General features: G+C 71.9%; 16 protein-coding genes. 11 read left to right on the top strand and 5 right to left on the bottom strand.

The genetic code is table 11. The features are described from left to right. Positions 1-8 precede the first annotated feature (8 nt). Positions 9-881 carry a universal stress protein gene (locus ACWGDB_RS35545; protein ID WP_453826235.1) on the bottom strand — a complete coding sequence of 291 codons (873 nt, stop codon included), beginning with the start codon at positions 879-881 and terminating at the stop codon, positions 9-11. A 63-nt stretch (positions 882-944) separates the two neighbouring features. On the opposite strand from ACWGDB_RS35545, the gene ACWGDB_RS35540 reads away from it, so the two are divergent. The 5 genes from ACWGDB_RS35540 (at position 945) to ACWGDB_RS35520 (ending at position 7,879) form a co-directional block, all read left to right on the top strand. Then, positions 945-1,301: a VOC family protein gene (locus tag ACWGDB_RS35540; RefSeq protein WP_453826234.1), complete on the top strand. Its 357-nt coding sequence runs from the start codon at positions 945-947 to the stop codon at positions 1,299-1,301. A gap of 131 nt (positions 1,302-1,432) precedes the next feature. After that, positions 1,433-3,109 (top strand): FAD-dependent oxidoreductase, encoded by a 1,677-nt coding sequence (locus ACWGDB_RS35535; protein ID WP_383611253.1) that lies wholly within the window; start codon positions 1,433-1,435, stop codon positions 3,107-3,109. Then, on the top strand, positions 3,106-4,545 hold the full coding sequence (locus ACWGDB_RS35530; protein ID WP_453826233.1) for an ATP-binding protein: 1,440 nt from the start codon (positions 3,106-3,108) through the stop codon (positions 4,543-4,545). The genes ACWGDB_RS35535 and ACWGDB_RS35530 overlap by 4 nt, the downstream gene beginning before the upstream one ends. Continuing rightward, positions 4,542-4,895, top strand: coding sequence for a UBP-type zinc finger domain-containing protein (locus ACWGDB_RS35525; RefSeq protein WP_453826232.1), 354 nt, complete (start codon positions 4,542-4,544; stop codon positions 4,893-4,895). Before ACWGDB_RS35530 ends, ACWGDB_RS35525 begins: the two co-directional genes overlap by 4 nt. A gap of 41 nt (positions 4,896-4,936) precedes the next feature. Further along, on the top strand, positions 4,937-7,879 hold the full coding sequence (locus ACWGDB_RS35520; RefSeq protein WP_453826231.1) for a helix-turn-helix transcriptional regulator: 2,943 nt from the start codon (positions 4,937-4,939) through the stop codon (positions 7,877-7,879). A 15-nt stretch (positions 7,880-7,894) separates the two neighbouring features. Here the strand turns inward: ACWGDB_RS35520 and ACWGDB_RS35515 are convergent, their stop codons facing one another. The 4 genes from ACWGDB_RS35515 to ACWGDB_RS35500 form a co-directional block, all read right to left on the bottom strand. Next, a complete protein-coding gene (locus tag ACWGDB_RS35515) occupies positions 7,895-9,088 on the bottom strand; it encodes an SGNH/GDSL hydrolase family protein (RefSeq protein WP_453826230.1) in 1,194 nt (397 codons plus the stop codon). Further along, positions 9,085-11,460 carry a glycosyl hydrolase family 95 catalytic domain-containing protein gene (locus tag ACWGDB_RS35510; protein ID WP_453826229.1) on the bottom strand — a complete coding sequence of 792 codons (2,376 nt, stop codon included), beginning with the start codon at positions 11,458-11,460 and terminating at the stop codon, positions 9,085-9,087. The genes ACWGDB_RS35515 and ACWGDB_RS35510 overlap by 4 nt, the downstream gene beginning before the upstream one ends. 62 nt (positions 11,461-11,522) lie before the next feature. Then, on the bottom strand, positions 11,523-13,331 hold the full coding sequence (locus ACWGDB_RS35505; RefSeq protein ID WP_453826228.1) for an alpha-galactosidase D: 1,809 nt from the start codon (positions 13,329-13,331) through the stop codon (positions 11,523-11,525). 23 nt (positions 13,332-13,354) lie between these two features. Then, positions 13,355-14,542, bottom strand: a complete 1,188-nt coding sequence (locus ACWGDB_RS35500; RefSeq protein ID WP_453826227.1) for an ROK family transcriptional regulator — start codon at positions 14,540-14,542, stop codon at positions 13,355-13,357. A gap of 206 nt (positions 14,543-14,748) precedes the next feature. On the opposite strand from ACWGDB_RS35500, the gene ACWGDB_RS35495 reads away from it, so the two are divergent. The 6 genes from ACWGDB_RS35495 to ACWGDB_RS35470 all read left to right on the top strand — a co-directional run bounded on the left by ACWGDB_RS35495 (position 14,749) and on the right by ACWGDB_RS35470 (position 21,638). Beyond that, on the top strand, positions 14,749-15,996 hold the full coding sequence (locus ACWGDB_RS35495) for a serine hydrolase domain-containing protein (protein WP_453826226.1): 1,248 nt from the start codon (positions 14,749-14,751) through the stop codon (positions 15,994-15,996). A gap of 100 nt (positions 15,997-16,096) precedes the next feature. Then, positions 16,097-17,461 (top strand): CAP domain-containing protein, encoded by a 1,365-nt coding sequence (locus ACWGDB_RS35490; RefSeq protein ID WP_453826225.1) that lies wholly within the window; start codon positions 16,097-16,099, stop codon positions 17,459-17,461. Positions 17,462-17,526: 65 nt separating this feature from the next. Beyond that, complete coding sequence (locus ACWGDB_RS35485; protein ID WP_453826224.1) at positions 17,527-18,204, top strand: AIM24 family protein; 678 nt, start codon at positions 17,527-17,529, stop codon at positions 18,202-18,204. 206 nt (positions 18,205-18,410) lie between these two features. After that, on the top strand, positions 18,411-19,475 hold the full coding sequence (locus ACWGDB_RS35480; protein WP_453826256.1) for a tetratricopeptide repeat protein: 1,065 nt from the start codon (positions 18,411-18,413) through the stop codon (positions 19,473-19,475). Further along, positions 19,472-20,542, top strand: a complete 1,071-nt coding sequence (locus ACWGDB_RS35475; RefSeq protein WP_453826223.1) for a polyprenyl synthetase family protein — start codon at positions 19,472-19,474, stop codon at positions 20,540-20,542. Before ACWGDB_RS35480 ends, ACWGDB_RS35475 begins: the two co-directional genes overlap by 4 nt. A gap of 136 nt (positions 20,543-20,678) precedes the next feature. Beyond that, positions 20,679-21,638, top strand: a complete 960-nt coding sequence (locus ACWGDB_RS35470) for a threonine/serine dehydratase (protein ID WP_453826222.1) — start codon at positions 20,679-20,681, stop codon at positions 21,636-21,638. Positions 21,639-21,787: the final 149 nt, after the last annotated feature.

Here is a 21,787-nt window from a genome sequence, read left to right as displayed (position 1 = left end):
CGGCCGGCTCAGTCGTGCGGCACCACGGCCACCGGGCAGTCGGCGAGGTGCAGCATGCCGTGCGCCACCGAGCCGATCCGGGCGCCCACGGCAGTGCGGTGGGCACGACGCCCCACGACCATCAGCTGGGCCCGCCCGGAGACCGACAGCAGCACCTGGCCGCCGCTGCCCATCTCCACGTGCTCGACGACGGAGACGTGTGGGAAGCGCTCCCGCCACGGCCGCAGCGCCTCGCCCAGCGCCTTCTTCTCGTACGGCTCCAGTCCCCCGGCCTCGTCGAGGAGCTTCAGGGAGCCCGGGCTGTAGGCGAACAGCGGCGGCAGGGTCCAGGCACGCACGGCGCGCACCGTCGCGCCACGCGCCGCGGCCGTCTCGAAGGCGAACCGCAGCGCGGCGGCGCTGTCCTCGGGGTCGCCCTGCTGACCCACGACGATCTCGCGCCCGGCGGCCTCGGCGGACGGCTCGTCCCCGGCGCGTACCCGCACAACGGGCCGCGTGGCCCCGGCGATCGTCTGCTGCCCGACGGAGCCCAGCAGGAACCCGACGACCCGGCCGTGGCCGCGCGAGCCCAGCACCAGTATTTCGGCCTCGCCCGCGGCGGCGATGAGCGTCTCGGCGGGCGGGCCCTCGACGATGTCGGTGGTCACGTCCAGGCCCGGGTGCCGCTCGGTGACGGTGCGGGCCGCCTCGGCCAGTCCGTCGCGCACCCACTGTGCCTGGGTGCCCTCGTCCCCCGCGTCGATCGCGTCGTGCGACTGGAACCGCCAGGCGTGCACCACCCGCAGGGGGAGCCCCCGGCGGACGGCTTCGCGGGCGGCCCAGGCCAGCCCGGCGAGGCTCTCCTCCGATCCGTCCACCCCTGCCGTGATCGGGCGCGTCATTCCGGCTGCCTCCTCGTGTCGCGGTCACGTCCGTCGAACCCCAGTCTTCACTACCCTGCACCCATGGCTTTGGAGTGGGAGCAGGTGAACGTCGACGCGGCCGACGCCGTGGCCCTCGGCCGCTGGTGGGCGGCGGCTCTCGGCTGGGTCGTGCTGAACGACTCGGCCGACGAGTTCGAGATCAGGCCCGCGCCGGACCGGCTGCCCGGCCTGATCTTCGGGCCGGTCCCGGAGGGCAAGACGGTCAAGAACCGTCTCCACCTCGACTTCCGCCCCGACGACCAGGAGGCCGAGGTTGCCCGCCTCCTCGCACTCGGCGCGCGCCACGCGGATGTCGGGCAGAGCGGCGAGGAGCCGTGGGTCACGCTGGCGAATCCCGAAGGCAACGAGTTCTGCGTGCTCGGCCCACGGCGCGCCTGAGATCGGGCGGCGCCCGCATACCTGAGCGAAGCGGGCGGATCGAACATACGATGGCCGAAAGTCGGCTCGGCGACCGCGCCTCCTGACGCTCACCGCCGCGCCGTGAACGCGAAGCCCGGGGTGGGAGACGTATGGCACAGGCGTCCGACGCAGCGCGGACCGTCATCCTGACCGTGGACGACGACCCGGGAGTGTCCCGGGCGGTCGCCCGCGATCTGCGGCGGCGCTACGGCGAGTCGCACCGCATCGTGCGCGCGGAGTCCGGCGAGTCCGCGCTGCAGGCGCTGCGCGAGCTGAAGCTGCGCGGCGATCTCGTGGCCGTGATCCTGGCCGACTACCGCATGCCCCAGATGAACGGCATCGAGTTCCTCGAACAGGCCCTCGACGTCTATCCCGGCGCGCGCCGCGTGCTGCTGACCGCGTACGCGGACACGAGCGCGGCGATCGACGCGATCAACGTCGTCGATCTCGATCACTACCTGCTCAAACCGTGGGATCCGCCGGAGGAGAAGCTCTACCCGGTCCTGGACGACCTGCTGGAGGCGTGGCGGCGCAGCGACTACCGGCCGGTGCCCAGCACCAAGGTCGTCGGCCACCGCTGGTCGGCGCGCTCCTCGGAGGTGCGGGAGTTCCTGGCCCGCAACCAGGTGCCGTACCGCTGGTACTCCGCCGACGAGCCCGAGGGCCGGCGGCTGCTGGCCGCCGCCGAGCAGGACGGGCAGCGGCTGCCACTGGTGATCACGCCGGACGGGACGCCCCTGGTGGCTCCCGAGGCGCCCGAGTTGGCCTCGAAGGTGGGGCTGGCCACGATGCCGACGGCCGACTTCTACGACCTCGTCGTCATCGGCGGCGGACCGGCCGGGCTCGGCGCTGCCGTGTACGGGGCGTCCGAGGGGCTGCGGACCGTGCTGGTGGAGCGGTCGGCGACGGGCGGGCAGGCCGGGCAGAGCTCCCGGATCGAGAACTACCTCGGCTTCCCGGACGGCGTGTCGGGGGCGCAGCTCACCGACCGGGCCCGGCGGCAGGCGGCGCGGTTCGGCGCCGAGATCCTCACCGCGCGCGAGGTGACGGGACTGGAGGTCAGCGGGGCCGCCCGGATCGTACGGTTCTCGGACGGCTCGGCGGTCGCCGCGCACAGCGTGATCCTGGCGACCGGGGTGTCGTACCGGCAGCTGGCGGCGCCCGGCTGCGACGACCTGACCGGCCGCGGGCTGTACTACGGCTCGGCGCTCACGGAGGCGCCCGCCTGCCAGGGGCAGGACGTGTACATCGTCGGCGGCGCCAACTCCGCCGGGCAGGCGGCGATGTACCTGGCGCGGGGCGCCAAGTCGGTGACGCTGCTGGTCCGCGGCGAGTCCTTGTCGGCGTCCATGTCGTACTACCTGGTCCAGCAGATCGAAGAGGCGCCGAACATCTCGGTGCGGGCCCGGACGGTCGTGGAGTCCGCGCACGGCTCCGACCACCTGGAGCAGCTGACGCTGCGCGACGTGGACCACGGGGGGACCGAACTCGTCGACGCCCAGTGGATGTTCGTGTTCATCGGCGCTGCTCCACTGACCGACTGGCTGGACGAGACGGTGCTGCGGGACGAGCGCGGGTTCATCCTCGCCGGCCCCGACCTCTCGTCCGACGGGCGGCCGCCGGCCGGCTGGGAGCTGGACCGGCCGCCGTACCACCTGGAGACCAACGTCCCCGGCGTGTTCGTGGCGGGCGACGCGCGTTCCGAGTCCGCCAAGCGCGTCGCGTCCGCCGTCGGCGAGGGAGCCATGGCCGTCATGCTCGTCCACCGCTATCTGGAGCAGTCATGAGCGGGCAGTCGATGCCGTGCAACGCCCAGGAGATCGGGTCCCTGTTCCTGTTCGAGAAGCTCACCCCCGAGCAGCTCGGCAGGCTGTGCGACGAGGGGCGGGTGGAGTACTTCGAGCCCGGGCCCGTGTACACCGAGGGTGACCCCTCGACCTGCTTCTACGTGATGATCGAGGGCACGGTCGTGCTGTCCCGCCGGGTCGCCGGGGACGACGTGGAGGTGACGCGGACCTCGCAGCGCGGGGTGTATGCGGGGTCCATGCAGGCGTATCTGGGTGACCGGGTGCGGCAGGTCTACAACAACTCCATGCGCGTCACGGAGCCGACACGGTTCTTCGTGCTGCCCGCGGACACCTTCGCGCAGATCATGCAGGAGTGGTTCCCGATGGCGGTGCATCTGCTGGAGGGGCTCTTCTTCGGTTCGAAGAGCACCCAGCAGGCCATCGGGCAGCGCGAACGGCTGCTGGCGCTCGGCTCGTTGTCCGCCGGGCTCACGCACGAGCTCAACAACCCCGCCGCGGCGGCCGTACGGGCGACCTCCACGTTGCGCGAGCGCGTGGGCAAGATGCGGCACAAGCTCGCCATCATCACGCAGGGCTCCTACTCCCCCGAGGTCATCGCCAACCTCATCGAGATCCAGGAACGCACCGCCGAGCGAGTCGCCAAGGCCCCTACGCTCAGTCCGCTGGAGGCCGCCGACCGGGAGGACGCGCTCAGCGACTGGCTCGACGACCAGGGCATCCAGGAGGGCTGGCGGATCGCGCCCACCTTCGTCCAGGCCGGTCTCGACGTGGACTGGCTGGACCAGGTCGCGGCGGCCGTGGACGAGGAGATCCTGCCGAGCGCGATCGGATGGCTCAACTACACCGTCGAGACCGAGCTGTTGATGGACGAGATCAACGACTCGACCACCCGCATCTCGCACCTCGTGGACGCCGCCAAGCAGTACTCGCAGCTCGACCGCGCGCCCTTCCAGAACGCCGACGTGCACGAACTCCTCGACAGCACCCTGCTGATGCTGTCGGGCAAGATCGGCCCGCAGATCAAGGTCGTCAAGGAGTACGACCGTACGCTCCCGAGAGTCCCGGCGTACCCGGCGGAGCTCAACCAGGTGTGGACCAACCTGATCGACAACGCCGTCTCGGCCATCAACAGCGCGGGCGGTGAAGGGACGTTGACCGTGCGGACGGCTCCGGATCACGACCGGCTGATGGTGGAGTTCCGTGACACGGGCGTCGGTATCCCGGCGGAGAACCGGGGGCGGATCTTCGATCCGTTCTTCACGACGAAGCCCGTGGGTGAGGGCACCGGGCTCGGGCTCGACATCTCCTGGCGGATCGTGACCAACAAACACCACGGCACGATCCAGGTGCAGTCCGAACCGGGCGACACACGCTTCCAGGTCCTGCTTCCACTCACGTCCGAGGAGGCTTCATGAACGACGTCAACGGCATCGATCCGAACGTGCCGCCGAGCGGCAGTGGGTGCGGGGACTGCGACGAGGCCGGCGGGTGGTGGTTCCATCTGCGGCGGTGTGCGCAGTGCGGGCATGTGGGGTGCTGTGACAGCTCGCCCGCGAAGCATGCGACGGCGCATTTCCGGGAGACCGGACATCCCTTCGTGCAGAGCTTCGAGCCGGGTGAGAGCTGGTACTGGAACTACGACACGAACGAGATATACGAGTCGGGGCCCGAACTTGCGGCGCCCGGGAGTCATCCGGCCGAGCAGCCTACGCCGGGGCCCGCGGGGCGGGTGCCGGACGACTGGGCGAAGACGTTGCGCGCCTGAGGGGCAGGAGCCCTGTCGGTGGTGAGTGACAGGATGTATGCGTGTCGCAGACCTCTTTCACCACGCCGCTCATCGGGCGGGACGGCGAGCTGGCTCGCCTCTTCACGGCGCTGGAGCGGGCCCGGGACGGTGAGGCCCGGGCCGTCCTGATCGCCGGGGACGCCGGGGTGGGCAAGACCCGGGTGCTGGACGAGGTCGCCGGGCGGGCGGCTCGGGACGGGATGGTCGTCCTCACCGGGCACTGTGTCGATCTCGGTGATGTCGGGCTGCCGTACCTGCCGTTCACCGAGGTGCTGGGAGTGCTCGCCGGTGACGAGCGGTTCGCGGACGTCCTCGCCGCGCATCCGGTGGTCGGACAGCTGTTGGGGGGCGGCACGGACGCCGTCAGTGACCGGCTGCGGTTGTTCGAGGGCGTCGCCGGACTGCTGGCCGATCTGGCGGACGTCGCGCCGGTGCTGCTGGTGCTGGAGGACCTGCACTGGGCCGACCAGTCGTCGAGGGATCTGCTGCGGTTCCTGCTGAGTCGTGGCCTCTTGCAGCGGCAGGCGGGTGGGGCGCCCGCGCATCGGTTGGCCGTGCTCGCGTCGTACCGCGCGGACGACCTGCACCGGCGGCATCCGCTGCGGCCGCTGCTGGCCGAACTGGTGCGCCTGCCCGTCGTGGAGCGGCTGGAGCTGCGCCCGATGGCCGACACCGAGGTGGCCCGGCTGGTGCGCGCCGTCCAGGAGCGGCCGCTGCCGGACAGCACGGTCCGGCGGATCGTCGAGCGGGCCGAGGGAAACGCCTTCTACGCGGAGGAACTGGTCGCGGCGACGGACACCGAGGCCGGCGGGGTGCCCAGCGGGCTGGCAGACGTCCTCCTCATCCGGTTCGAGCAGCTGTCCGACACCACCCAGCAGGTGCTGCGTACGGCCGCCGTGGCGGGGCGTCGCGTCGAGCACGACCTGTTGCGGGGTGCCGTGGGGATTCCGGAGGAGGAGCTGGAGTCGGCGCTGCGTGAGGCCGTGGGACGGCAGTTGCTCGTGTCCGGCGACGGCGACACCTACGCGTTCCGGCACGCGCTCGCGCGTGAGGCGGTGTACGCGGATCTGCTGCCCGGTGAACGGGCCCGGCTGCACGGTGCGTTCGCCCGGCTGCTCGCCGGACGCGGCCGGCCGGACGAGACGGCGGCGGAGCGCGCCCACCACTACCGCGAGAGCCACGATCTGGCCGAGGCCCTGGCCGCCTCGCTGGAGGCCGCCGACCAGGCGCACCGGGTCGGCGCGCCCGCCGAGGAGCTACGGCACCTGGAGAGCGCCCTGGACCTGTGGTCGTCGGTGGAGCCGTCCGCGCGCCCGTCGGGCGAGGGCACCGACCGGGTGACGCTCACGCTGCGCGCGTCGGCCGCCGCCGCGCACGCCGGGGAGTCGCACCGCGCGGTCTCCCTCACCCGCTCCGCGCTCGCGGGCGTCGGCCAGGACACGGACGCCGAACTCGCCGCCCGGGTGCGCTACACGCTCGCCGGGAACCTGCTCGGCGTCGACAGCCTGACGGCGGCCTTCGCCTACAGCAGCGAGGCGCTCGCCCTGATCCCGGCGGAGCCCCCGTCGCGGACGTGGGTGTGGGCGGCGGCCACGCATGTCCTGGCGGCCCGCCACGTCGGGGAGAAGGAGACCGCCCTGCGGGTCGCCCGCGAAGCCCTGCGCACCGCCGAGAAACTCCAGGTGACGGACGCCCGGGCGGACCTGCTCATCTCGCTGGCCGTGCTCGAGGCCGGTGGGCGACGCACACCGCAGGGGCGTGAACGGCTGCGCGAGGCCCGGGATCTGGCGCGGCGTTCGGGCAACGCCCCGGTGGAGATGCGTGCCCTCTTCAGCCTCGCCGTCGGCTGCTACGAGTCCGGGGACCTCGAGGAATCGCTGCCCTGGTTGACGGAAGGGCTGGACCGGGCCCGGCGTGCCGGGTTGCTGTCCTCGCTGTATCCGCTGGAGATGCGGTACCTGCGGCTGCTCGTGCTGTACACGCTGGGCCGTTGGGACGAGTGCCTGAGCGTGGCGGCGGCCGACGCCGCCGTGCTGCCCGCGGCGGGCGGATACACGGCCGGTCCCGCGCTGTACGTCGCTCTCGCGCGCGGTGACTTCGCGGCCGTCGAGCAGGCCCACGCCCTGCTGGCGGGTCCCTTCGACTGGATGGGCACCCTCATCGCGGGGATCGCGCTCACCGACGCCGCCGCGTGGCGCGGTGACGTGGAGGCGGCGGTGGAGCGGATGCGGTCCTCGGTCGCGGCGCTCACCGACGACGCGGGGTCGCTTCCCGACGCCACGGTCCGGCTGGCCGCCCTCGCGCTGTCCGCGGTCGGCGACCGGGCGGCCGAGCTGCGCCTGGCCGGTGACGAGGCGGGGCTGCGCCGCTGGGCGGACACGGCGACCGAACTGGTCGAGCAGGCGCGGGCGACGGCCGCACGCGGCGGGGACGGCAGGCCTCAGGGCCCCGAAGGCATGGCGTGGCTGGCCCGCGCGGAGGCGGAGTGGGCGCGGACGGTGTCCGGACCGGATGTGCGGGCGTGGGCGAAGGCGGTGGCGGCGTTCGACTACGGCGACGAGTACGAGCGGGCGCGCTGCCGGTTGCGTCACGCCGAGGCCCTGCTGGCGGCGGACGAGCGCGAGGCGGCGACCTCCGAGGCCCGGGCGGCCCGGGAGACGGCGGCCCGGCTCGGTGCGACGCTGCTGCTGGAGCGCGTGGACGCCCTGATCCGCCGGGGCCGCCTGGCGGACACCCCGGCCGACCGCTCTTCTGTGCTCACGGCACGCGAGCAGGACGTGCTGCGGCTCCTCGCCCTCGGCCGCAGCAACCGGCAGATAGGTGAGGAGCTGTACATCACCGGCAAGACGGCGAGCGTCCACGTCTCCAACATCCTCGCCAAGCTGGGCGCCGCGAGCCGTACGGAGGCGGTGGCGATCGCCTATCGGGAGGGCCTGATCACCCGCGAGGAGGCGGTGGGCTGACGCCCCTCGTGCACGTCAGCGGGTGGTGTCGTCGCAGTCCAGGGCGGTCAGGTCGACGGCGTCGGCCATCGCCTGCATGCCCTTGTCGTTGGGGTGGATGTGGTCGCCGCCGTCGAGGGCGGGCAGCATCCGCGCGGGGTCGTAGGGGCTGCGCAGGATGCGGTCGAAGTCGGTGACGGCGTCGAACTCGCCGCTGGTGCGTATGAATTCGTTGACCTCCTGGCGCACTGCCTCACCGGCCGGGTCCCATTCCAGCCAGCCCTTGTACGGGCCGACGGTCGCGCCGACGACGCACTTGCCGGCCGCGTGCGCCCGGTCGACGATCTCGCGGTAGCCCTCGATCAGGTCGTCGGCCGTGACACCGGTGTGGGCCTTGATGTCGTTCACACCTTGGAAGAGGAACACGGTCCGCACGCCCGGCTGGGACAGAACGTCCCGCTCCAGCCGGTTCAGCGCGCTCTCTCCGGGGCCGTCCTCAAGGACCTTGTTCCCGGAGATTCCCTCGTTGGCCACGCCCTTCACCGCCGAGTCCGAACGTTGCAGCCGGCGGGCGAGGTAGTCGGGCCAGCGGCGGTTCAGGTCGGTGGTGGACTGCCAGCCGTCGGTGATGGAGTCCCCGAGGGCGGCCACCGCTCCGGTGCCCGCGCGGGCGCGCACGGAGACGGCGTCGAGATAGAACCAGGAACCGGTCGGGATGGTCCAGGCGTCGCCGCCCTCCTCGGCGGTGCGGTCGCCCTGGGTCGCGTACGACGACTGCATGGCCATCCAGTGGCCGGTCGCCGGGCCGCCCGCGTCCGGGCTGTGCAGGCTGACGACGAGGTTGGTCGCGGCGGGCAGCCTGCCGGGCAGCGGGTCGCTCCACACGGTCTCGCCGGCCGGCACGGTGACCGAGCGCGCACCGCCGAAACTCAGCCGCCGGTTGCTGCCGCGCCGCAGCTCGGCGCCCTGCTTCTGGATGCCCGCGTAGACGTTGTCGAAGGTCGTCGGCCGGTCCCCGAAGGCGTTGGAGAGGCGGATCCGGGTGTCCGTTCCGCCCACGCTGGTGTGCACGACGAGCCGGTAGCTGCGGCCGGCGACGCCGTCCGCCATGCGGTCGGCGCTCGCCGCCCAGGTGACGACGCCGCTCGCGTCGGCGGTCGCCCCGGCGGGCGGTGACTGGCAGGCGACGACCGTCAGCAGGACGGCGGCCAGCGGAAGCCCGGCCCTCACTCGGCGAAGTCCCTCAGCGTGACCGAAGCGCCGGGCCGCAGGGTGACCGTGCGGGACACATCACCGTACGCGACCGTCGTCGTGCGGCCGCCGACGCTGTGGATCCGGGCCTCGACCGGGCGTCCGTCGCGCCAGCGCAGGTCGACCTCGAAGCCGCCCCGCGCGGGGACGCCCCGCACCTGGCCCGAGTCGGCCCAGGCGCCGGGGAGCGCCGGCAGGAGCTCGATGTGGCCCGGCCGGGAGTACAGCAGCATCTCCACCATCGCGGCCGGGGTTCCGAAGTTGGCGTCGATCTGGAAGATGCCCCGGCCGCGCTCCACCTCGTAGATGTCGAAGAGGTTGAACGCGGTGCCGTTGCTGCCGTCGGTCGACGGACGGAGGTTGTTGACGACCAGCTGGTAGGCGTTGTCCGCGTTCTTCAGGCGGGCCCAGCACAGGCTGCGCCAGGCGTTGGCCCAGCCGAAGCTCTCCATACCGCGCGCGGTGAGCAGGGCGGTGGCGCCGGCGACGATCTCGGCCGGGGTGGAGCCGTCGGGGCGGATGCGGTCGCCGGGGAACAGATTGATCAGCGGGGACAGGTGGCGGTGCGTGGTCTCACCGAGGTTGTCGGGCGACATCCACTCCTCCAGCCAGCCGGTGGTCGGGCTGACCTGCGGCAGGTACAGCTTTCTGCGCAGTGCGGCGATCGTATCCGCGTAGTCGGTGTCCCGCCGGAGCTCGGCGGCCGCGGTGCAGTAGTTCCCGAACAGTGTCCATACGACTTCCTGAGCATAGGTGATGCCCTTGGCGTCCTGCGGGCCGTGCTCGGGAGACCAGTCGCGGTCGTCCACGAGCACCTCCGTCGAGGTGCCGGGGAGGGTGACGGTGAGCAGCCGCGCCTCCCAGAACTCGCACGCGCCCTTGAGGAGCGGGTAGATCTTCTTCAGGTATGCGCGTGACCCGGTGTACTCGTAGTGCTCCCACAAGGTGGTGCACAGCCAGGCGTTGCCCGCCGGATGCCACCACCAGCCGCTGCCGCCGTAGGGGTTGGTGGAGAAGGCGACGGCCCAGCCGGCGTTCTTGCCGCTGGAGTTGCGGTAGCGGTTGCGCGGGTCGTTGAAGAGGCGACGGGTGGTGTCGGTCCAGGAGGAGAGCTGGGCGAGGCAGTAGTCCGTGAAGGCGTCGAAGCAGGGCGACAGGCCGGTGCGGTCGGCCATCCAGTAGTTCATCTGGATGTTGATGTCGGTGTGGTAGTCGCCCATCCAGTCCGGATCGTTGCCGTCCAGCCACAGGCCCTGGAGGCCCATCGGCAGGCTGTCGCGCGAGCTGGTGATCATGAGATAGCGGCCGTACTGGAGGTAGGCCGCTTCCAGTTCCGGGTCGGGTTCGGGATCGCGGGTGCGGGCGTGCAGGCGCTCCCAGGTGTCCAGTTTTCGCTGCGCGTCGGTGGAGGTGCCGAGGGAGAGGCCGAGTCGTCCGTACAGGGCGCGGTAGTCGGCGACGTGGGTGCGCCGCAGGGCGTCGGCTGATTCCGCGGCGGCGGCGCGGACCTTCGTACGGGCGAGTCCCTCCGGGTCGAGGGAGGGGTTGCGGAAGCCGGCCTCGGCGTCGGGGGCGTAGTTCGTGCCGGCGCTGACGACCACCGTGAGGTCCTTGCAGCCGGCGAAGTCGATCCGGGTGCCGTTGACGGAGACCCTGCCGCCGCTGCCGCGGGCCTTCACGGCGGCGCCGTAGCGCAGGCCGTTGGGGAGGGCCGCGCCGAACGACTCGGCGACGGTCGGCTTCTCCCCGTGGGTGCCGGTCAGGGTGATGGAGCCGGTGTAGCGGCCGCCGCCGCTCTGCGTGAAGCGCAGGACGATGACTTCGTCGGGGTGGCTGGCGTACATCTCGCGCCGGTAGGTGACGCCGGAGCGTACGTAGGAGCTGGTGACCAGGCCCTGGGCCAGGTCGAGGGTGCGGCGGTAGCCGGAGACGGCGCCGAGGTCGTGGTCGGGGATGTCGACGGTGAGCCTGGCGAGCAGCGTGAAGGAGCCGAAGTCGGAGCGGCCGTAGGGGAACTGGCCGTCCTGGTCGAGGGTGTCGTTGAGGCCGCCGGTCCACATGGTGGCGTCGGTGATCAGGAGGAGCTCACGGCCGGGGTCGTTGCTCGCGAGGGCGCCGATGCGGCCGTTGCCCAGGGGCAGGCCCTGTTCGATGAGTGAGCCCTCGTCGCCCGGGGCCCGCCACCACAGCCGCTCGCGGGAGGCGTCGGCGGGGAGCGGGACCTCGGCGGGGCGGACGGGGGCGGCGGAGGCGGTGAACGTGGGCAGCGTGCCGAGGGCGGCGGTGAGGCCCGCGGTGGTGGCGAGGGAGAGGAGGGCTCTTCGGCTCGGCTCGTTCGGGCTGGTGTTCATGCGGGGCTCCGGATGCGTCTATGCCGGGGCCCGGCGCGCGGCCGGGCCCCGGCGGAGGGAGGTCAGAGAGACTTCTGCACGTCGATCCGGTCGATGTCCGGCGCGTAGCCGGTCCCGCTGTCGAACGTGATCGTGTTCGCCCCGGCTTTCAGCCTCACCGGCACGTGGACGCTGTTCACCGTGCCCCAGTCGCCCATGGACGCGAACTTGTGCGAGTTGGCGCCGCCTCCGTTGGCCGAGACGGAGATCGAACGGGCGTCACCGCTGACGTAGGCGACCTTGATCTGGTAGGTGCCGGCCTTGGGGACCACGACGTCGCCGAGGGTCAGCTTGCCGCCGGTGTAGAGGTTGCCGACCTTGCGGCCGTCGGAGCAGGCGGAGCAGTCGGCGACTGAGGCGTTGCCGCTCAGGGTGCCCGCCTCGGCCTCGTGGGCGGTCCAGGCGAGATCGGTGCCGCGCGGGGTGACGGTGAACAGGCGGGAGCCGTGCGCGGGGAGAGCCTGGGTGATCTTGTCGGTGTGGAAGCCGAGGTTCTCCTTGTTCCACACGTCGCGCACCGAGGCCTTGCCCTTGAAGCCGAGGGTCGACCAGTTGGCGGTGACCGAGGCGGGAGCGTCGGAGAGGTTGAACAGCGCGACGGTGTAGGTGCCGTTCGGGTTCTTCGCGGCCCACACCTGCTGGGGGTCGGAGGCGGTGACGGGCTCGGCGGGCGGGGCGCTGCTCTGGTTGATCGCGATGACCTCACGGTTGGTCAGCAGCGACAGGCCGTAGGAGTCGAGCCTGGTGAGGTCGTCGCCGGTGAACAGCGGGGACTTGGCTATCGCCCACAGGGTCGCGTAGCTCTGCCGCTCGGCCTTGGTGAGGCCGTCCATCTCGCCGTTGCCGACGTTGAGGGAGTCGAGGTCGTTCCAGCCGCCGGGTCCGGCGTGGGCGGTCCAGGCCGGGGCGTCGTCCCAGCGGTCGTCGACCGAGTTCTCCCAGGTGACCAGGGTGTTGCAGTAGCACTCGACGTCGGTGTCGATGCGCCAGCCGTTGGAGTACTTCTTCCAGTCCTCGACGTGCCCGTGGTCGAGGGACCAGGACAGCTCCAGGTGGATCGGGCGGCCGGCGGTCTTGATGGCCTTCTGCCAGGCGGCGACGTCGGCGACGTTGTTGTAGTTGTCGCCGCTCTTGAAGGAGCCGGGGCCCACGCCGTCGAGCTTGAGGAAGTCGTAGCCCCAGTCGGCGAACATCTGCGCCTGGGAGTCGATGTACTTCTGGGCGCAGGGGTCCGAGAAGTCGATCTTGTAGGCGCTGTCCCAGCCGTTGGTGGTCCGCAGGTCGTCGTAGACGATGTCGCCGGTGGTGCAGCCGTCGGCGTTCCAGATCGGGTTCTTGCCGTCGTTGTACGCCCCCTTCTCCAGGCCGACCGGAAGGTAGATGCCGGGCTTGAGGCCCTTGGAGTGGATGCGGTCGGCGACGGCCTTCATGCCGCTGGGGAAGCGCACCGGGTCGGCCTTCTGGCGGCCGTACTCGTCGAACTGCGACTTCCAGGACCAGTCCATCCACCAGCCGGCGTCGATGTTGACGTACTCGTAGCCGTACTTCTTCAGCTTGGCGGCCATGGCGTCGGTCTGCTTGGTGACGTTCGCCTCGGACAGGTAGCTGTAGTCGCCCTTCGGGTTGAGGCCCGGGTACTTCGACGACTGCATGGTCCAGCTCGTCCAGCCCATGTAGGGCTTGGCGGCCACGGTGGAGGCCGAGGCGGCCGGAGGCGTGGGCGTCTCGGCCTGTGCCGCGGGGACGGCGGCCGTGACACCGGCGGTGAGGGCCAGGACCACCACGGCTCTCAGGGCGCGTGCGGGCATGACGGAGTACGAGGATGACCTCATGGGTCGTACCTCCCGGGGTTGGTTCAGCGGTTCTGGGGCTGGTCGTCGGCTCTGATGAAGGACTGGATCGCGGTGGCCGCGGCCCCGCGCGCCCACTCCTCGAAGGGCAGCGGGCGGGTCTGTACGTCGCACCGGTCGGCGGAGCCGAACGCGGCCGCGGCGAAGGCGTCGCGGATCTGTTCGGCGAACAGGTCGTAGGCGGCGAGTCCCTCGCCGGAGATGATCACCCGCTCGGGTCCGAGCAGGTTGGCCACGGTGGCGATGCCGCGTCCGATCGCCTCGCCGGCGCGCGCATAGGCCTCGCGCGCTCCGGCGACACCGCGGTGGGCGAGGGCCACGGCCTCCGCGGTGTCGGTGACCTCGACGCCGGTGGTCTCGCGGATCCGCCGGACGATCGCGGCGTCCCCCGCGATGGCCTCCACACAGCCGCGGTTGCCGCAATGGCAGGGCGGGCCGGCCGGGTCGACGGTCACGTGCCCGATCTCCCCGGCCACACCGTGCGCCCCTGCGACCACCCTGCCGTGCACCACGAGGCCGCAGCCGATGCCGGCTCCGACGGTCACCACGGCGAAGTCGGAGAGCCCCACACCGGCGCCGAACCACTGCTCGGCGACGGTCAGGGCCCGTACGTCGTTGTCGACGGTGACCGGCAATCCGGTGGTCGCGGCGGCGAGTTCGGCGAGGGGCACGTCCCGCCACTCCAGGAACGGGGAGTAGCGGACCACTCCGGCGCCGCGGTCCACGTCACCGGAGACGGCGATCCCGACGCCGAGGACCGGGACGCCCGAGTCACCGGCCTCCGCGAGCAGTCCGCCCGCCAGCTCGGCGACCGAGGCCAGCACGCGCTTGGGCTCCCGGTCCGGGAGCGGGGCGTGGCGGGCGACGCGGATGCGGCAGCACAGGTCGGTGAGGACGGCGATGACCTCGTCGCCGGTCACCTTGATGCCGATGAACAGCGCCCGTCCCCCGTCGACCCGCACGGGGTTCGCGGGGCGACCGAGCGCGGGCCGGGCCGGTTCGTCCGCGTCCTCCACCAGGTAGCCGGCCTCTATGAGGGGCCGGACCGCCTTGGTGACGGCGGCCGGGGACAGTCCCGCGCGCCGGGCCACCTCCAGGCGGGTGAGCGGCCCATGGCTCAGGACGGTGGTGAAGATCTGCGAGGCGGCCGGCGTGTTCGCCGGGAACGTCTCGGCACGGCGGATCGAGGACATGCCCGGAACCTAGAGGGGTTATTTTCCGCCGTCAATAAAAGAAGCAGGATTCCCTGAGGAACCCATGAAGGACTCCCACCCGGTGATCCCCGCCTGTCCAACTGTGCGTCGTCTGTGGCGATCTGACGTGATGCGAGAGGGTTGCCCCGCGCGAAGCTGATCGTTCTCGTATGAGCAGCACATCGACAGAAACGTGAGGAATCCGGATGGTCTCAACAACGGTGGTCACAGGTACGGCGGTGGCGGCCCTGGTGTCGCTCCTGGCGGTTCCCGCCCACGCCGCGCCCGGGCAGCCCGGCGCCGCCGCGGCCGACGCCAGGGCGGCGGCCCTGCCCGCCCCGGACGTCACCGGCATCTGGAAGGTCCTGCGCACGGCGCGGCAGCAGGGCGCACCCGGTGCGATCGCGCGCCTCGACGACGGCGACTCCGCCCACTGGGCGGCGGTGGGCGTCGCCGACCGCAAGTCGGGGCGGGCCATCAACAACGCCGACCGGTTCCGCATCGGCAGCGTCACCAAGACCTTCTCGGCCGTCGTCCTGCTGCAACTGGCCCAGGAGAAGAGGCTGCAGCTGGACGCCCCGGTCAACCGCTACCTGCCGGGGCTGCTGCCCGACGGCTCCATCACGGTGCGGCATGTGCTCAGCCACCGCAGCGGCCTGCACGACTACACCAACGAGATGTTCGCGCGGACGGTCCCCGGCTTCGAGGCGGTCCGCACCAAGGTGTTCACGTACCGGCAGCTGGTGAACCGGTCCCTGAGCAAGCCGCGGACCACGAAGCCGGGCGGCGCCTACTCCTACTCCAACACCAACTTCGTCGTCGCCGGGATGCTCATCGAGAAGCTGACCGGGCATTCCGTGGGCACCGAGTACCGGAACCGGATCATCGAACCGCTGAAGCTGCGCGACACCTTCTACGTGCACCCCGGCAGGAAGATCCCCGGGCGTCACACCCGCGGCTATCTCACGCCGGACACGGCCGGCGCGGCGCTCGTCGACGCCACCGAGCAGACGGCGTCCTGGGCGCAGAGCGCGGGCGCGGTCATCTCCAGCACGCGGGACCTCAACACGTTCCTGTCGGCGCTGCTCGGCGGCCGGCTCACCTCCCGGGCCCAGCTGGCCCAGATGCAGCGCTGGGTACCGGCGGGCGGCGTGCAGTCGTACGGGCTGGGGCTGCGGCGCCGCGATCTGTCGTGCGGGGTCTCCGTGTACGGCCACACGGGCGCCGTGCAGGGCTACTACACGTACGCGTTCGCCTCCGAGGACGGCAGGCGCAGCCTCGCCGCGCTCGCCAACACCTCCAACAACGGCACGGTCCTCAACTCCATGATGGGCACGCTGGAGTCCGCGTTCTGCGGCAAGAGGACGAAACCGCAGAAGCGTGCCGCCGTGGTCGAACGGCACGAGGACATCGAACCCGGGATCCGGCTCCCCCTGGGCCCGAACGCCGGCTGAGGACGCGGGCGGGTCGGGAACCCGCGAGATCCGGTGGACGTTTCCTGGACAACCCCACCGGCATCCCACCGGATCTCGTACGACCCACCAGGACGGCCCGATGAGCGAGTTGGTTCCCGGGGGCAATCTGCCCCTCCCGGGCGGCAGCGTGACCGTCCGGGTGCCCGGCCCGTTCGACGTGTCCGCGCTCATCACCGACGACAGCGGCAAGGTCCGCGGCGATGCCGACTTCGTGTTCTACAACCAGCCGTCCGCGCCCGGCGCCCGGCTCCGCGGCGACACCCTGACCGTCGACCCGCCACTCCTGCGCCCCGGGGCCACGCGGGTCACCGTGGTCGTCAGCCCCGCCGACCACGGCACTCCCCTGGGCCGTCTGCCGGCCCCCGTGCTCCAGGTGAGCGGCCGGGACGGACGCACGATCGCCCGGTTCGCCCCGCCGCGCCCACGGCAGGAGACCTTGCTGCTGCTCGCGGAGATCTACCGGCGTGGCGAGGGATGGAAGCTGCGGGCCCTGGGCCAGGGGTACGCGGACGGGCTGGCGGGGCTGGCGCGCGACTTCGGGGTGGACGTCATCGAGGATGCGACGCCGAGCCCGGCGGCCGCGGCACCCGCACCGATCACTCCGGCCGGACCGACGGCTCGGTCCGCGATGCACACCCTGTCCGCCGTAACCGTCCCGCACGCCCCCGATCGCGACGGCTTCCTCGGCCTGGTCAACTCCGCGCGCGCCAGTGCCGGTTCACCGCCTGTCACTCTCGACGCGCGTCTGGCCTTCGCCGCGCAGGCCCACGCCTCCGCCATGGCAGCGGCGGGACAGCTCGGCGTCGAGGGCCGCGACGGCGTCTCCGTGTACCAGCGCATCACCGCCGCCGGGTACGCGTATGTGACCGTCGGCGAGCACCTGGTCTCCGGCCCCCGCACCCCGGCCGAGTTCGTCGCGTACTGCCTGCGCACCGAACAGCTCCGCCGCACCCTGCACGACCCGGCCTTCACCCACGCCGCGTCGGCGCACGTCACGGGCGGCCGCTCGGGCGACACGTACTGGACGGCGCTGTGGGCCAGGCCGCTGACCCCCGGCGACCTGTCCCGTACGGCGGTGGAGGTCGTCGATCTCACCAACCGGGAGCGGGCCCTGGCCGGGCTGCGTCCCCTCGCCGTCGATGCCGCGCTCGGCACCGCGGCGCAGGCCTACAGCGCCGACATGGCGGTCCGGGCCTTCTACTCCCACACCTCGCCCGAGGGAAGCCAGCCCTGGGACCGGGCCGCCGCCGCGGGCTCCCGCATGCGCTCGATCGGCGAGAACATCGCGTGCGGCCAGCGCTCCCCCGCCGAGGTCGTGGAGGGCTGGATGAACAGCCCGGGCCATCGCGCCAACATCCTCAAGCCTGATTTCACCCACATTGGGATCGGCTTCGCGGGCGGCGGGCCCGCCGGCACGTACTGGACTCAACTCTTCGGCGCCTGAGGGTCCGGGGAATCCGACACGCCGCGATCTAGGCAGAACGGGAGCCTCCGGGACAGGATGCCCGCATGAAGGGTGACCTCTTTTCCAACGAGCACATGGTCCAGCCCGCCACGGCGCCGGGCATGACGATCGAGAACGCCAAATGCATCAAGTACGCGGTGAACGGCGAGATGCACGCCCGCCAGGGCGCGATGGTCGCCTACCGCGGCAACCTCCAGTTCGAGCGCAAGGGCCAGGGCATGGGCGGCATGCTCAAGCGGGCGATGACCGGTGAGGGGCTGCCGCTGATGGCGGTGCGCGGGCAGGGCGAGGCCTGGTTCGCGCACGAGGCGCAGAACTGCTTCGTCGTCGACGTGGACCCCGGCGACGAGTTCACGGTCAACGGCCGCAACGTCCTGTGTTTCGACGCCTCGTTGTCGTACCGGATAGCGACGGTGAAGGGCGCCGGCATCACCGGCGGCGGTCTGTTCAACAGCGTCTTCTCGGGGCAGGGCAGGCTGGGCCTGGTGTGTGAGGGCAATCCGCTGGTCATCCCGGTCTCGCCGCAGTACCCGGTGTACGTCGACACGGACGCCGTCGTCGGCTGGACCGCGGGCCTGGACACCTCGCTGCACCGCTCGCAGTCCCTCGGCTCGATGCTGCGCGGCGGTTCCGGGGAGGCCGTGCAGCTGATGCTGCAGGGCCAGGGCCATGTCGTCGTTCGGCCCAGCGAGGCGACACCGCAGAAGTCCCAGCAGCACTGATACCGCCGCCGTGAGGTGATCTGCGCCTCACGAGCAACCCCGTCCGTCTTGCCGACGTCTTGATCGACAACAAGTGAAGCCCTGGCCGCCCTTTCCGGCCAGGGCAGGTTTTCAACGCTCTATACACGCCATGTATACTCATCACGTATACGCATTGCGTATACATAGAGAGTAGAGATGGCGTGTATATCGATCGAGAGGCATCGATGTACGGCAAGGCATTCGCCCCGGAGTACCAGGGAGCCCTGACCAAGCTGTCCGTGAACTCCTCGCTGACCGACGTACTGGCCGCCGGCACCGAGCAGTTGAGAGCGGCCGAGCAGGCCGGGCAGCACGGCGAGGCGGCACGTTCGGGGCTCGCGGTCGCCGAGGCGCACCGCCGGCTGGGGCAGATCAGGGACGCGGACCAGGCGTGGAAGGCGAGCTACCGCGCCGCCCGGGAGGCCGACGACACCGCGGCGATGGCCTGGGCGCTGTGGAGCGGCGGCACGCTGGCCCGCCAGCGCGGGTCGTTCGCCCTGGCACGGCGGCTGCTGCAGATCGCGGCGGACTTCGGCGAGCGCGGCGGCGACATCGTCGTACGCGGCTACTCCCTGGCCGGTCTCGCCGAGACCGGCCGCATCCAGGGTGACTACGACGCCGTCCACAAGCTGCACGAGCAGCTGCTGGCCGAGGCCCGGCGGCGCGGCGAGGCGCGGCACACCGTGTGGGCCCTGGAGGGCATCGCCCAGATCCACCGCAACACCGGCTCGTACGACACCGCGTACGACCTGTTCGAGGAGGCGGCCGGGATCGCCGCGGGCGCCGAGGACCGGCGTGGCCATGCCTGGGCGCTGCGGGGGCTCGCCGACGTCGTCTCCGTGCGCGACGGCGACACGGAACGGGCACTGGCCCTGCTCTCCGAGGCGGAGACCACGTGCCGGGCGATGAAGCTGTCCAGCGCGCTGGCCTACAACCACAAGATGCGCGGCAACGTCCTCTACCGCGCCGGGCGTTACGCCGAGGCCCGGGACCTGTACGAGCAGGCGCTCGACGAGTTCCGCGCCATGAGCGAGCCGCGCGGGGAGGCGCTGTCCCGGCTGGGGCTGGCCAGGTCGCGCGCGCAGCTGGGGCGCGACCGTGTCGAGACGGCCGCCGAACTGGCCGAGCTGGCCGGGGTGCTGGAGCGGATCGGGCTGCGGCACGCGCGGGAGATGGTGGCGCGGGCGCAGGAGGAGTTCGGCGTCGGCGAGGATGCCATGGCGGGCGCCGGGACGGGGGTCGTACGGTGACGGCTTCCCCTTCCGCTCTTCGAGTTCCGTCCGGCATCGCGGAGCCCCCTTCGTCGGTTCAGGCTGCACCGGACGCGCGCCAAGTCCTCGACCGCTGCCGCACATTGGTGCGGCCCGCGCTGCGGGAGGCCGTGGGTCGGACGCATCCGTGGGTGGGTGAGATGGCCGCGTACTCCTTCGGCTGGTGCGAGGTGGGCGGGGCGCCCGCCGCCGCCGCCGGCGGGAAGGGCGTACGGCAGGCGCTGGCCGTGCTCGGTGCCGAGGCGGCCGGCGCGTCCGGGCGGCTCGCGGTGCCCGGGGCGGTCGCGGTGGAGCTGGTGCACGCCTTCTCCCTGCTGCACGACGACATCATGGACGGCGACACGTCCCGGCGCCGCCGCCCCACCGTGTGGAAGGCGTACGGCACCGGACCCGCCGTCCTCGCGGGTGACGCGCTGTTCGCGCTCGCCGTCGAGACGCTGGCCGCCGCACCGGCCGGACCGCGGGCCGTACGGCGGCTGTCCGTGGCGTTGCAGGACCTGGTGCGCGGGCAGGCTGACGACCTGCTGTTCGCCACCCGTCCGTGGACGGGGCCGGAGCGCGTGCGGCCGGACGAGTACCGGACGATGGCCGAACACAAGACCGGGGCCCTGCTGGGCTGCGCGGCCGCGCTGGGCGCCCTGCTCGGCGGTGCGCCGCCGGCGACGGTTGCCGCCCTCGACCGGGCCGGCCGGCATCTGGGCATCGCCTTCCAGGTGGTCGACGATCTGCTGGGCATCTGGGGCGACCCGGCCGTCACCGGCAAGCCCGTGTACGGCGATCTGCGGGAGCGCAAGAAGACGTTCCCCGTGCTGGCGGCCCTCGACTCGCCTGCGGGCGGGCGTCTCGCGGCGCTCCTGGACTCGGCCGCGGACCCCGCCGAGGTGGCCTCGCTGATCGAGGAGGCGGACGGCCGCTCGGCCGCGCTCGCGGAGGCCCGGCGCCATGTGACCGCCGTGGAGGCAGCTCTGGCCGACGTACCACTGAAGGCCGGGCCCGCCGGGGAGCTGCGGTCGCTGCTCGGCTTCCTGGTGCGGCGCGACCTGTGAGGGACCGGCTCGCAGCAGGGCGGTGATCGTTCGAGTCACCGTGCCGCCCGCGGCGAGCCCGAGTTGACCGGCGTCGCCTCTCGCGTCAGGGTGCCAACGGCGTGGACCCCGCCCCCACGCCGGAAGGGTGACTGCCTTGATCGGGATCTCCGACGTCGAAGCCGCGGCCGGCCTCATCGCCGGCCACGTCGTCCACACACCGACCGTACCCAGCCCCGGACTGTCGGCCCTGCTGGGCGTACCGGTGACGGCCAAGCTCGAACTGCTGCAGCGCACCGGCTCGTTCAAGGCCCGTGGGGCGACGGCGAAACTGCTGTCGCTGACCGAGGCCCAGCGCGCGGCCGGGGTGGTGGCGGTCAGCGGCGGCAACCACGGGATCGCCCTTGCGATGACGGCCGCCGTCCTCGATGTGAAGGCCACCGTGGTGATGCCGCGTTCGGCGCCGGCCCGCGCCGTGGAGATCGCCCGGGGCGCCGGGGCGTCGGTCCGGCTGACGGACGACATGGGCGGAGCGTTCTCCCTTGTCACACGGCTGCGGGACGAAGGGCTGACGCTCGTCCATCCCTTCGACGACCCGTTGGTGATCGCCGGCCAGGGCACCGTCGGGCTGGAGCTCGCCGACGACGCCGGGGAGCTCACGGACGTGATCGTCAGCGTCGGGGGCGGCGGACTCATCTCCGGCGTCGCGGTCGCGCTGCGGGCCCGCCGTCCGGACGTACGGATCTGGGGCGTGGAGACCGAGGGCGCCGAGGCGATGTCCGAGGCACTGGCGGCGGGCGGGCCGGTACCGGTGGCGCTGTCGTCGATCGTGTCCACGCTGTGTGCTCCGGCCGCGTCCCGGCTGACGTACGACCATGTGTCCGCCCTGGTCGACGAGGTGCTCGTGGTGCCGGACCGGGAGGCGGTGCGGGGTGTGCTCGACCTCGCCGAGCACGCCAAGGTGTGGACCGAGCCGGCCGCCGGCTGTCTGCTGCCCGCGGCCCGGCGCGTCCTGGAGCGCGTCGGGGACGGCGCGCGGCTCGGGCTGGTGGTGTGCGGGGGCAACGCGACGACGGGGGATGTGCTGCGTTGGGCGGCGGATTTCGGTGTTCACTGAAACGCCGGCTCGAATTCCTTACTTTTTCGTCAGGTTACTCACGCGTAAGAAGCAAAGGAAAGGAGAGGCCCTTTAGTTGAGGTTTTCGTTGAACGCTTCCTGTCCCGTCTCTCGTACTTCCTGTGAGAAATGAGAATCAGGGGTTCAGC

The sequence above is a fragment of the Streptomyces sp. NPDC055013 genome, from assembly GCF_053608645.1.
The sequence above is the reverse complement of the archived record's forward strand: the minus strand, read 5'-3'. Positions and strand labels throughout refer to the sequence as shown.